Here is a 10,799-nt window from a genome sequence, read left to right on the forward strand (position 1 = left end):
GGGCGCGCCCTTACGCGCGCTGCGCTGCCAGCAACGCTGCGCCGACTGCACGTCCCAAGGCTTCCGCCTGGTCCGGCGGCGCGCTTTGGCGCTCCCGGAACCGCGCGCGACCATCGGGGGAAATTAGCAGGCCATCGAGCATAAGCTGGATCATGCCCCCATCATGAACCAGTCGTGCGTAACCGCCAATGGGGGTTCGACAGTTTCCGTCGAGCGTTGCCAATAAAGCCCGTTCGGCGCGGACGCAGAGATGGGTTTCGCCATGATCGAGCGGGGCCAGAAAGGCGGCGGTGCGCGCATCGCCTAGCCGGGCTTCGATGCCGATCGCACCTTGGGCGACGGCGGGCAGCATCACGTCATAGTCGAGAACCGCTGCCGCCTCGCCCGCGAGCTTCAGGCGGTTCAGCCCGGCGGCGGCCAGCAGCGTGGCGGCGACCTGACCTTCGCGAATCTTACGCAGGCGCGTTTCGACATTACCCCGGAAGGCACGATTTTAACATCGGGGCGCGCGTGCAGCACCTGCGCGCCGCGCCGCAGGGAGGAGGTGCCGACGGTGGCTCCCGGCGGCAGATCGGCCAACGCCGCATAGGGGCCGATGAGCGCATCGCGCGGATCGTCCCGCTCCAGGATCGTCGTGATCGCAAGACCGTCGGGCAGAAGGGTCGGAACGTCCTTCATCGAATGCACGGCAAGGTCGATACGGCCTTCGGCCAGCGCCTCTTCGATTTCCTTGGTGAAGAGGCCCTTGCCGCCGATTTCGGCAAGATTGCGGTCTTGCACCAGATCGCCGGTGGTTTTGATGACCTCGATGGCAATCGCGCCCGGTGCCGCCAACTCGGGGTGAGCGGCGGCCAAGGCGGTGCGAACCAGGGTGGCTTGGGCGAGCGCGAGCGGGCTGCCGCGCGTGCCGATGCGAAGAAGGACGGTCATGATTGGGGGTGGTTCTAGTCCAGGCGCGCGCTTGGCTCAAGGGGATGCGGCATGCGTGATGCAGCTTTCAGCCCGGCGCGCCGCGTCATTGTGCCGCTTTAAGGGCAAAATCCTGCGGATAGTCCCGCGCGGTCGCCGGGGGGGCGGTGGGCGGAACACGACCCACAATGCTGGCGTCGACAGCGGTAATATCGAGCCAAAAGCGCGATCCGATACCGGGTTCGCTGGCAAAAACGATGGAACTCTTCAGGCTTTGGGCCAAGCGTTGCGCAATGGCGAGCCCGAGGCCGGCCCCCAGCGTCGGCCCTAACGGCATGGTTGCCGGGCGGCGGGCGAAGGGAGAAAACAGGTCCGGGGCCAAATCCGGGCCGATGCCGACGCCGGTATCGGCGACAACGAGCCGCAGGCGTGCCCCATCGGCGCTACCATCCGGCGTAGGCAGATATTCGACGGCAACGCTCACCGCGCCACCGGCGCGGTTGAAGCGCAGCCCATTGCGAATGAGTTCGGCCATGACTTGATAGAGGCGCTCGCTGTCGGTCAATAGGCTCCGGCCGGTTAGGGCCGCGTCCTTCGGCCAGTCGATCGTCAGCCCGGCCTGCCGGGCGACGGGATCGAGCGTTGACCGCAACCGCCCGATCATCTCGCCCAGCGGCAAGGCGCGCAGCGGCAGCGTGGGGGCGGGGCCTTGCAGACGGCCAAAATCCGAAAGCGTGCAGAGCAATCCGAGCAGTTGGTCGCTGGTATCGCCCATGCGTGTCAGTAAGCGCCGCTGTTCGAGGGAAAGATCGTTACGGATCGGGTCCATCAGGCGCGTCGTATCTGCCAGCACTGCTTGCACGAGGTGGCGGGTTTCATGAACGGTGGTCGTCACGAAATTCCCGTGCTGCTGGGCCTGACGGTCGAGCAACTGGCGGTGTTCGTCGAGAATTTTGGCGGCGGCGGGCGATTTCTTGATTGAGGCTTGCCTGGGTCGCCTGAACGGAGCCAAGCATGCGCGCCCGGTCGGCCAAAGCAAGATCGCGCTGGCGGGTCATATCGGCTAGCCGGTCTTCCAGGGTTAAGCGGAGGGTTTCGGCCTCATGCACTTGCCGCCGGAGATCCTGCGCGCGGTGGACGCGCAGCCGGTCGCGGTTGGCGCGCCAGGGCCGAGTGACGAGCATCAGCGCCATCAACCCAACCAGAACGCCGATAATCGTCACCACGCCGATCATGACCACGGCGGGCGTTGCGTGCAAACCGAGACTGAAGACGGGAATGCGGTCGTTTTTTCGAAACCGCCTCGCTGAGCGGCAGGCCACTGGTGCCGATGATGGTCAAGAACCGGCTACCGACCAGCCCGATTGTCAGCAGAGCGGCAGCAAAAAGCCGATTGAGTCGGCCCAGGGCGGTGGTGGTCAGGGCGAACGTACCCGTGGTCGTCGCGAGGGCCATCATCGCCCCTGCCACCATCAACCCCCAATCCAGATGGATCATCTGCAATGGCATAAGCTGGTAGAGCACGAGCAGCGAGGTAATCGCTTGCCCCACGGAGAGCGATAGGCTGGCTTTTAAAATACAGGCAACGGTTAAGCCGGGGCGGCTCATCAAATAAAAAGCATTGGCCGCGCCCGCGAAAATCGCGGCTCCGCCGCCGATGCCGAAAATCAGCTTGTTCAGCGCGGGAACTTGACCGCCGAGCAGGGCAGGCAGGGCGGCTAACGTTTGACCGACCATGATGCCGATGGTCAGCGCCAGCGCCCCCCACAGAATCGCGCGCGCACGGGTCCAGCCCGCCGTGCGCTGGGCTAGCCCGCCGAACTCCAATGCGCACGCGCATGCGAGCCACAGCATCACAAAGACTATGAGCAGCAGCACTCGGTCGCCGTCATTCCCAATAAAGGTGAGCACATCCTACTCCTGCGATGTAGGGAGAAGGGCGGTTCCCCCTACGATCAGGCGTTAAGACTAGGCGAGGAGTCTTAAGAACCTGTTAGGAAATGCTCAAATGCTATCCTTTTGCGGCAGGTGGATACCATCGGCGGGCAGCTCACGCCAGTTTGCTCAGCAGAGCGAGAAGCTGGCCGCGCTCCTCCGGCAACAAGGGGGCCAAGGTTTCCGCACTCGCGACCCGGCCTAAGGGAATCTGGGTTTCGATTAGGCTGTGCCCCGCGTCGGTCAGGCTCAAGAGCGCGCGGCGGCGGTCGTGCGGATCGTCCTTGCGGCTGACCAGCCCCTGCTCGGTCAGCCGTTTGATGACGCCCTGGCTGGTCGCCGGGTCCATCGCCACCAGCCTCCCGAGGAGATTCTGACTGACCTCGCCCATCTCGCCGATTTTTACCAAGGCCGCATATTGCATCGGGGTCGGCCCATCGACGCCGAAAATCTGAGTGAACAGCGACACATGGCGTTGGTGCGCCCGGCGCAGCAAATGGCCGACTTGGGCTTCGAGAACATAGGCCTCCGTTGCAGTGGCCGCCGGGTGTTGCATCAGACGGCTCCGATCCACCGGCAGGGCGAAACAGTGCCCCGTCGCGGAGGTTGGGTCGGGCGCGGGCGGATCAGGCGGCTGCGGCATGGGGTGGCTCCCGGAAAACTGCGCGCAGCTTATCCGAGCCGAGCGCGGCACCTCAAGCAACGATCGTCTGTAATTAATCCCGCCTTCGGAACCCGCTATTGGTTGCAGACGACCGCAAGCTTATTGCCGACCGGATCGCGCCCATAGGCCGCATACCACGTGGGGCCATACTGCGGGCGGAAACCGGGAGCCCCTTCATCCTGGCCGCCGTTCGCCAATATCGCCGCATGGAAAGCATCCACCTCCGCGTGGGAGGTAACCATAAAGCCGACCATCGTTCCGTTGCCCGCAGTTGCCGCCGCCTGATTAAACGGCTTTGCGACCCAGAGCGTCAGCCCGTCGCCGCGTCCTGCTTCGGAATAGGCGCGCCACCCCGGAAACTCGGCGTGTTGTGCCCAGCCGATTGTTGGCAGAACCGCATCGTAAAACGCATTCGACTGGCCGCAATCATTGGCCCCTAGGGTAATATACGCCGTCATCTCAGCCTCCTTCGAAGGGTGCGTGGGAATTCAAACAAAATCGAACAAAAAAGGAACATAAAGCGATTTCGATGCAGAATCTACCGGAAATCTTCCAGGCGCGGCATTTCGCGCGGCACCCCAAACGCCTCCGATTGCGCTAGAGTGGCGGCACTCGCCCAATTAAGAGGCGAGATCGGCTGGTGCGAGCGGCACGCTCCCGGCCCAGAGGATCATGGAGAGGAAATTCGACGATGAGCCAGACGCTGTTCCCCGTACCCGAGGCGATTGCCGCCAAAGCCCAAGTGACCGAAGCCAGCTATCGCAGCCTCTATGAGCGTTCGGTGCAAGACCCGGACGGTTTTTGGCGCGAGTACGGCCAGAATATCACCTGGATGAAGCCGTTCACCGAAGTGCGCGACGTCGATTTTTCCGACAATGCCCGCATTCGTTGGTTTGGCGACGGCACGCTGAACGTCTCGGCCAATTGCCTGGATCGGCATTTGGCGACGCGCGGCGATCAAGTGGCGATCATCTGGGAAGGCGATTCGCCGGACGAGAGCAAGAAAATTACCTACCGCGAGGCCCATGAAGCGGTCTCGCGCCTCGCCAATGTGCTGAAAGCCCAGGGCGTCAAAAAGGGCGATCGGGTAACGATCTACCTGCCGATGATCCCGGAAGCGGCCTATGCAATGCTCGCCTGTGCCCGCATCGGCGCGATCCATTCGGTCGTCTTCGGCGGCTTCTCGCCGGATTCGTTGGCGAACCGCGTGCAGGATTGCGCGAGCACGGTGATTATCACGGCGGATGAAGGCCTGCGCGGCGGCAAAAAGGTCCCGCTGAAAAAGAACGCCGATGAAGCGCTGAAAACCTGCCCCGACGTTAAAACCGTCCTGGTGGTCAAGCGCACCGGCGGGGCCGTGCCGATGGTGGCGGGCCGCGACCTTTGGTACCACGAGGAAACCGCGAAGGTCTCCGCCGACTGCCCGCCGGAAGAAGTGAATGCGGAAGACCCGCTGTTCATTCTCTACACATCGGGATCGACCGGCAAACCCAAGGGCGTGCTGCACACCAGCGGTGGCTATCTCTCCTATGCCGCGCTCACCCACAAGCTCGTGTTCGATTACCGCGACGGTGAGGTGTATTGGTGCACCGCCGATGTGGGCTGGGTCACGGGCCATTCCTATATCGTTTACGGCCCGCTCGCTAATGGCGCGACGACGCTGATGTTCGAGGGCGTGCCGAACTATCCGGACGTGTCGCGCTTCTGGCAGGTCATCGATAAGTATAACGTCAATATCTTCTACACGGCCCCGACCGCGATCCGCGCGCTAATGCGCGAGGGCGAGGAGCCGGTGAAAAAGACCAGCCGCGCGTCGTTGCGTATCCTCGGGTCGGTCGGCGAGCCGATCAATCCGGAAGCCTGGCTCTGGTATAACCGCGTCGTCGGCGACGAACGCTGCCCGATTGTCGATACTTGGTGGCAGACCGAAACCGGCGGGATTCTGATTAGCCCGCTGCCCGGCGCGATTGCCACTAAGCCCGGCTCGGCGACGCTGCCCTTCTTCGGCGTCGTCCCCGCGCTGGTCGATAACGAAGGCGAAATCCTCACTGGCGCGACCGACGGCAACCTCTGCATTACCGAAAGCTGGCCGGGCCAAGCCCGCTCGGTCTATGGCGACCATAAGCGTTTCGTCGAAACTTATTTCTCGACCTTTCCGGGGAAATATTTCACCGGCGACGGCGCGCGCCGCGACGAGGATGGCTATTATTGGATCACCGGCCGCGTCGACGACGTTATCAACGTCTCGGGGCACCGCATGGGCACGGCGGAAGTCGAAAGCGCCCTGGTCGCGCATCCGAAAGTCGCCGAAGCCGCCGTCGTCGGCTATCCGCACGATCTGAAGGGCCAGGGCATCTACGCCTACGTAACGCTCAACAGCGGCGAAGAGCCGACCGAAGAGCTGCGCAAGGAACTGGTCGCCTGGGTTCGCAAGGAAATCGGCCCCATCGCCTCGCCCGACCTCATCCAATGGTCGCCCGGCCTGCCGAAAACCCGCTCCGGCAAAATCATGCGCCGCATCCTGCGCAAAATCGCCGCGAACGAACACGACGCGCTCGGCGATACCTCGACGCTGGCCGATCCGGGCGTGGTGACGGATCTGGTCGAACACCGGATGAATCGCGGGTAGTCTTAAAAGGTCAGGGCTTTGCCCCGACACCCCAACCAAGGGGCTTGCCCCTTGGTAATCCCATTTTCTGGATCCTACCGATCTATTGGATGGGAAAATTAATGATTACCGTCCAGGGCCGTCGGCCCTGGTTAGGAGAGCCCGAGAGGACGAATAGTCCTCTCGGAATTAAGGACTCGCCGCCCGCGACCATCCTTCCATCCACAGGCTGCGCAGCCGGTCGCCCTCGCCTTGAAAATAGGTGCCGGTCGGCTGGCATTCTGCCACGCGGTCGGCGCGGAAATTGCGCAGGGCGTGGCGGAGTTCGCACCAGCCGACGATGGTCGCGGTTTCCGAATAATAAATCAGGGCGATGGGCTGGATGATGCGCTGCGTCGCGCGGCCCTGTTCGTCGCGATAGTCGAGCGACAGTTTCTCTTCGGCCCGAATGGCGGCGCGCACCAAGCCTAAATCGAGCCCTTCAGGGGCGACGCTGCCCCAGGCGTGGAGCGTGCGCGGGGCGAGCGAATCGCGCAAGGGCGGCGGCACGGCGGCGGCGATTTTGGCGAGCACGCGTTTTGGCCGCTTGCTTCAGGGCGGCATCGGCGGTGCGGTCGATCAGCGCCATGCCGAGCACCACGGCTTCGGTTTCCTCGATGGTGAACATCAGCGGCGGCAGATCGAAACCGGGGCGCAGGATATAGCCGATGCCGCGTTCGCCCTCGATGGGTACGCGCATGGCTTGCAGCGCCGCAATATCCCGATAAATCGAGCGTAGGGTGACTTCCAGCCGGGCGGCGATTTGTGCGCCCGTCACCGGCGCTTTTGCCAGCTTCAGAATCTGAATGATTTCGAACAGTCGGGCGGCTTTGCGCATTGGGGGGAGCCTCATCGCACCTGACACAGGCCTGTCAGTTGACCTTCGGTATAGCAGGTCGTAGCACATCAAAACATCGGCGGGGTTTCCGCCGTGCAAGCGAGTCTCCTGACATGTCTTATATCGAAAATCTATGGATTTACTTTCTTCTCCTGACGGGAATCATCATCGTGCCCGGCATGGATATGGTCTTTGTCCTCGCCAACGCCCTCACCGGCGGGCGGCGCGCAGGCGTGTCAGCTACCCTCGGGATCATGCTCGGCGGTGCGTGTCATGCGCTCTTCGGCGCGGTGGCGGTGGCGGGATTAACCCGCTTCATCCCCTCCCTCTCCGGCCCGATGCTGTTGGCCGGATCGGCCTATATGATTTGGATCGGCTATACGCTGGCGCGCAGTTCCATTGTGATTACCTCGGTCGATCAACCGCCGCCGGGCGCATCGCGGAAAATCTTCCTTCAGGCCCTCGCCACCTGCTTGCTGAACCCGAAGGCGTGGCTATTCACCTTCGCGATTTTCCCGCAGTTCATGAAGCCCGCCTTCGGCCCGCTCTGGTCGCAAGGGCTGGTGATGGGGCTGATGACGATTTCGGTGCAGGGGATCGTCTATGGCGGCTTGGCCCTCGCCGCTCTGCGCAGCCGCGACGCCATCGTCTCCAATCCAGCGCTGACCATCTGGATCGGGCGCGTGGCGGGCGTCTTTCTGATGGTCATTGCCGCCTATACCGCCGTGCAGGGCTGGGCGGGTGTTTGAACGCTAAAACACCGTCGCTTGATAGCCGCCTTCGGCAATTTCCCGGCAGAAACCCTGCCACGGGCATTCGGCACAGGCGGCGTGAAAGGCACCCTCGCGGTAGGCGGCCCGTAAGGCCGGGCGACGGGCGAGCAGATCGGGGATTTCCGCGCCCGGTTCCAGTCGATCCTCGAAAAACGGTTGCAGCAGGGCGAGCGCGGTTTCGTCGCGCTGGGTAACGCTCGCGTTCCGGCAGTGGCCATCGTCATTGCGGCAACCGAGCAACCCGGCGCAGATCGAATCCGGCCCGGCGATCAGGCGCGCGGGGGTGCCACGTTTTAGGCTTTCCACCACGCCTAAAAGCCGAAGGGCGAAGCTATCGGAATAGCCTCGCCCCACGAAGGTCAGCAAACACAACAGATGATGCGGGCGAAGATTAATCACCCGGCGGGCTTAGCTGCGGTCGGAAGCGCGCACCGTCAGCACGGCAAGGCCGGTTTTCAGCACCGTCCCGGCGATGAAGGGCACGAAGCCGGAGAAGAAGGCGGTCGTTAGGGCCGCGTTGAAGCTCATCCCTTTCACCAGCGACAGGAAGGCGGCGAGCCCGCCGATGCCCGGCACGAAGACCGAAAGATGCGCCACGGTCAGCATTGCAACCGCGCCGCCCCAAGTGCGCAGCAGGCCGCGTTCAGCCGCAAAGGCCGCAATCGCGCCGCTCAGCAGGAAGCCGAACAGGAAGCCGCCGGTCGGGCCGAAGAAAGCCGCCGTCGAAAAGCCTTGAGCGAAGACCGGCAGGCCGACCGCCCCTTCCAGCAGATAGGCGACGATGGCACCGAAGCCGATCGTCCAACCGCCGAGGGCGGCAACGATGAGCACGGCATAGGTCTGCATCGTCATCGGCACCGGATACATCGGCACGGAGATTTGCGCCGACAGCGCCAGGATCAGCGAGCCGACCAGAATGGCGATGCCCTTGGTCAGCCAGGAGGCATTCGACAGGTGCCGGGCCAGCAGCGGGCGGCGGGTGGTGGCGGAAAATTTCAGCATGACGCGGGTTCCCTCACGACAAAAGTCTCTTATTGCCGGGGACGATAGCCGCCTCCCGCCCGTCCTGCAAGGGAATCGCCGTCGCAGGGGGCGAGGATTATCTTTCCGTATACGGAAACTTATACGCCGATAGCAAGGGGGGCGGAACGCGCATCTATTCCCTCGGAAACGGCGGAAAAGCGCTGCCGATAGGCCTGGGGCGTCATGCCGAGCCGCTGGCGGAAATGATGACGTAAGGTGCTCGCTGCGCCGAAGCCGCCGCGCGTGGCAATATCTTCCACCGAAAGGCGGGTGGTTTCGAGCAGGTCTTTGACGAGGTGGAGCCGCAGGCTCAGCAGCCACTCGGCGGGCGTGGTGCCGGTCGCGTCTTGGAAGCGCCGCAGGAAGGTACGGCGGCTCATCCCCGCCGTCGCGGCGAGCCGGTCCACGGGCCAATCGTCGCAATCTCCGCCTGCACGCGCTCGAACAGCGCCGCAAAGAGGCTGCCCGCGCGGGGCGGCACGGGCTGATGAATGAACTGCGCTTGCCCGCCCTCCCGGTGCGGGGCCACCACCAGCCGCCGGGCAACCAGATTGGCGATCTCCGCGCCAAAATCGCGCCGTACGAGATGCAAACACAGATCGAGCCCCGCCGCGCTGCCCGCCGAGGTGAGGATTTGCCCCTCGTCCACATAGAGCACGTTGGGATCGAGACTAAGCCAGGGGAAGCGTTCGGCGACCTGATCGATATAGCGCCAATGGGTCGTTGCCCGCCGCCCGGTCAGCAAGCCCGCTTCGGCCAGCACGACGAGGCCCGAGCAGATCGAAAGAATCCGCGCGCCCCGCGCCGCCGCCGCGCGCAAAGCGGCGCAGAGAGCCTCCGGCACGTCGCCGTTCACGCCGCGCCAGCCGGGAATGAGGATCGTCCCGGCGTCTTCCAGCAACTCCAAGCCGCCATCGACGCCGAGGCTCAGCATGCCGCCTTGCGCGCGCAGGGGCAGCGGATCGACGGCGGCAATGCGGAATTTATACCAGTCGGGCCGGGTAATCTCGGGGCGGGACAGGCCGAAAACTTCCGCGACGATGCCGAATTCAAACAGGCACAGCCCCTCATAGGCGAGGGCGACGACGGTTGAATTGGGTAGCGCGGGCGTTTCAATTTTTGGCATGATTTTGACGATAGTTGGCGTTCAGGCCAATCGTCAAGCGCCTCAATCCCAGGCAGCTTAGGGGCATCGAAACCTTCCCCAGGAGAAAGATCATGGCCCCTACCGAACCATCCTTCGTTGCCGCCATTCCCGCCGCTGACCCGGCGGTCGCCCGCGCCCATTTCGCCGCTCGCCTCGCTTTTGAGACCGATTGCGCCGATGTGCATGCCGCGCTCAGTTCAGGCAACCCGGATTTCGTGCTGCTCGAAGTGCGCGGGCCGGGGGCCTATGCGCGTGGCCATGTGCCCGGCGCGCTGAACCTGCCTTACCGGGACATGACCGAAGAGCGGCTGTCGATCTACCCAAAAGACACGCTATTCGTCGTCTATTGCGCCGGGCCGCACTGCAATGGCGCGGATCGGGGGGCGCTGCGCCTGTCGGAACTGGGCCGCAAGGTAAAACTCATGCTCGGTGGCCTCACCGGCTGGGCCGATGAAGGGTTTCCGCTGGCGACGGGAGCGGAGGCGGGGAGTCTTTAGGCGCTCCCAGCCCCGCAGGCGCGACTATTGGCTGCTATATTGACGATAAATCGCCTGAACCTCGGGCGATTTTTTCATCGTTTCGGCGGCAGTATTGAGGCGTTTATAGATGTCCTCGCTCACGCCTGCCTTGCTGACCATAAAATGAATATCGGCCTGGCTCAAAATGAGGGGGTGAGTTTCGACGGCACCGCCCATTTTCAGTTCCTCAACGAGAACATGCGCCGAGGCTAGGTCAACCAACATGGCCTTTAACCGTCCAGCCTCTAACTTGCGTAAATTCACCTCGTCCCGAACCGAGAGTTCGACCCACTCTGAGAACTGGGGTGATTTTTTTAAAGTCTCATAATCGTCACCATATTCCCA

15 protein-coding genes and 1 pseudogene are annotated in these 10,799 nt (G+C 63.3%); 3 read left to right on the plus strand and 13 right to left on the minus strand.

The genetic code is table 11. The features are described from left to right. Positions 1-10: 10 nt before the first annotated feature. From VZ95_RS28440 to VZ95_RS00300, 6 genes and pseudogenes are all read right to left on the minus strand, one after another. A complete protein-coding gene (locus VZ95_RS28440) occupies positions 11-352 on the minus strand; it encodes a hypothetical protein (RefSeq protein ID WP_332307955.1) in 342 nt (113 codons plus the stop codon). After that, positions 350-930, minus strand: a pseudogene (hemC, locus tag VZ95_RS28445) (hydroxymethylbilane synthase); the annotation flags it as partial. The pseudogene hemC and the gene VZ95_RS28440, both read right to left, overlap by 3 nt. An 85-nt stretch (positions 931-1,015) precedes the next feature. Beyond that, the gene (locus VZ95_RS00285; RefSeq protein WP_232302410.1) at positions 1,016-1,921 is read right to left on the minus strand and encodes a sensor histidine kinase; all 906 of its coding nucleotides are present in this window, start codon (positions 1,919-1,921) and stop codon (positions 1,016-1,018) included. An 89-nt stretch (positions 1,922-2,010) separates the two neighbouring features. After that, positions 2,011-2,820, minus strand: a complete 810-nt coding sequence (locus VZ95_RS00290; RefSeq protein WP_045774110.1) for a hypothetical protein — start codon at positions 2,818-2,820, stop codon at positions 2,011-2,013. Positions 2,821-2,959: 139 nt separating this feature from the next. Then, complete coding sequence (locus VZ95_RS00295; RefSeq protein ID WP_232302411.1) at positions 2,960-3,487, minus strand: MarR family winged helix-turn-helix transcriptional regulator; 528 nt, start codon at positions 3,485-3,487, stop codon at positions 2,960-2,962. Positions 3,488-3,582: 95 nt separating this feature from the next. Further along, positions 3,583-3,966, minus strand: coding sequence for a VOC family protein (locus tag VZ95_RS00300; RefSeq protein WP_045774111.1), 384 nt, complete (start codon positions 3,964-3,966; stop codon positions 3,583-3,585). Positions 3,967-4,199: 233 nt separating this feature from the next. On the opposite strand from VZ95_RS00300, the gene acs reads away from it, so the two are divergent. Beyond that, entirely contained in the window at positions 4,200-6,137 is a 1,938-nt protein-coding gene (gene acs / locus VZ95_RS00305) for an acetate--CoA ligase (RefSeq protein ID WP_045774112.1), read from the plus strand. A 168-nt stretch (positions 6,138-6,305) separates the two neighbouring features. On the opposite strand, the gene VZ95_RS24865 is transcribed toward acs, so the two are convergent. Then, positions 6,306-6,653 carry a helix-turn-helix transcriptional regulator gene (locus tag VZ95_RS24865; protein ID WP_198148001.1) on the minus strand — a complete coding sequence of 116 codons (348 nt, stop codon included), beginning with the start codon at positions 6,651-6,653 and terminating at the stop codon, positions 6,306-6,308. After that, complete coding sequence (locus VZ95_RS24870; protein WP_198148002.1) at positions 6,598-6,993, minus strand: helix-turn-helix transcriptional regulator; 396 nt, start codon at positions 6,991-6,993, stop codon at positions 6,598-6,600. Before VZ95_RS24870 ends, VZ95_RS24865 begins: the two co-directional genes overlap by 56 nt. A gap of 113 nt (positions 6,994-7,106) precedes the next feature. On the opposite strand from VZ95_RS24870, the gene VZ95_RS00315 reads away from it, so the two are divergent. Beyond that, a complete protein-coding gene (locus VZ95_RS00315) occupies positions 7,107-7,742 on the plus strand; it encodes a LysE family translocator (protein ID WP_045774113.1) in 636 nt (211 codons plus the stop codon). A gap of 3 nt (positions 7,743-7,745) precedes the next feature. Here the strand turns inward: VZ95_RS00315 and VZ95_RS00320 are convergent, their stop codons facing one another. From VZ95_RS00320 to VZ95_RS00330, 4 genes are all read right to left on the minus strand, one after another. Further along, a complete protein-coding gene (locus VZ95_RS00320; protein WP_045774114.1) occupies positions 7,746-8,165 on the minus strand; it encodes a DUF1284 domain-containing protein in 420 nt (139 codons plus the stop codon). A gap of 9 nt (positions 8,166-8,174) precedes the next feature. Continuing rightward, complete coding sequence (locus tag VZ95_RS00325) at positions 8,175-8,768, minus strand: biotin transporter BioY (protein WP_052711344.1); 594 nt, start codon at positions 8,766-8,768, stop codon at positions 8,175-8,177. A 119-nt stretch (positions 8,769-8,887) separates the two neighbouring features. Continuing rightward, positions 8,888-9,196 (minus strand): helix-turn-helix domain-containing protein, encoded by a 309-nt coding sequence (locus tag VZ95_RS26425; RefSeq protein ID WP_232302412.1) that lies wholly within the window; start codon positions 9,194-9,196, stop codon positions 8,888-8,890. Then, complete coding sequence (locus VZ95_RS00330; protein ID WP_232302413.1) at positions 9,166-9,915, minus strand: DJ-1/PfpI family protein; 750 nt, start codon at positions 9,913-9,915, stop codon at positions 9,166-9,168. Before VZ95_RS00330 ends, VZ95_RS26425 begins: the two co-directional genes overlap by 31 nt. A gap of 92 nt (positions 9,916-10,007) precedes the next feature. Between VZ95_RS00330 and VZ95_RS00335 the strand changes: the two genes are divergently transcribed. Then, the gene (locus VZ95_RS00335; RefSeq protein WP_045774115.1) at positions 10,008-10,433 is read left to right on the plus strand and encodes a rhodanese-like domain-containing protein; all 426 of its coding nucleotides are present in this window, start codon (positions 10,008-10,010) and stop codon (positions 10,431-10,433) included. 24 nt (positions 10,434-10,457) lie between these two features. On the opposite strand, the gene VZ95_RS00340 is transcribed toward VZ95_RS00335, so the two are convergent. Continuing rightward, positions 10,458-10,799 (minus strand): type 2 periplasmic-binding domain-containing protein (locus tag VZ95_RS00340; RefSeq protein WP_156994914.1); only part of this gene is annotated, 342 nt, incomplete at its 5' end.

It is taken from the genome of Elstera litoralis (genome assembly GCF_000963705.1).
In the GTDB taxonomy this organism is placed as follows: Bacteria; Pseudomonadota; Alphaproteobacteria; order Elsterales; family Elsteraceae; genus Elstera; species Elstera litoralis.

Bases quoted from the DNA above. Each gene is read 5' to 3' on its own strand.
- VZ95_RS28440 (WP_332307955.1), bottom strand. From the start codon at position 352: ATGCTGCCCGCCGTCGCCCAAGGTGCGATCGGCATCGAAGCCCGGCTA.
- VZ95_RS00295 (WP_232302411.1), bottom strand. From the start codon at position 3,487: ATGCCGCAGCCGCCTGATCCGCCCGCGCCCGACCCAACCTCCGCGACG.
- VZ95_RS00300 (WP_045774111.1), bottom strand. From the start codon at position 3,966: ATGACGGCGTATATTACCCTAGGGGCCAATGATTGCGGCCAGTCGAAT.
- acs (WP_045774112.1), top strand. From the start codon at position 4,200: ATGAGCCAGACGCTGTTCCCCGTACCCGAGGCGATTGCCGCCAAAGCC.
- VZ95_RS24870 (WP_198148002.1), bottom strand. From the start codon at position 6,993: ATGCGCAAAGCCGCCCGACTGTTCGAAATCATTCAGATTCTGAAGCTG.
- VZ95_RS00315 (WP_045774113.1), top strand. From the start codon at position 7,107: ATGTCTTATATCGAAAATCTATGGATTTACTTTCTTCTCCTGACGGGA.
- VZ95_RS00325 (WP_052711344.1), bottom strand. From the start codon at position 8,768: ATGCTGAAATTTTCCGCCACCACCCGCCGCCCGCTGCTGGCCCGGCAC.
- VZ95_RS00330 (WP_232302413.1), bottom strand. From the start codon at position 9,915: ATGCCAAAAATTGAAACGCCCGCGCTACCCAATTCAACCGTCGTCGCC.
- VZ95_RS00335 (WP_045774115.1), top strand. From the start codon at position 10,008: ATGGCCCCTACCGAACCATCCTTCGTTGCCGCCATTCCCGCCGCTGAC.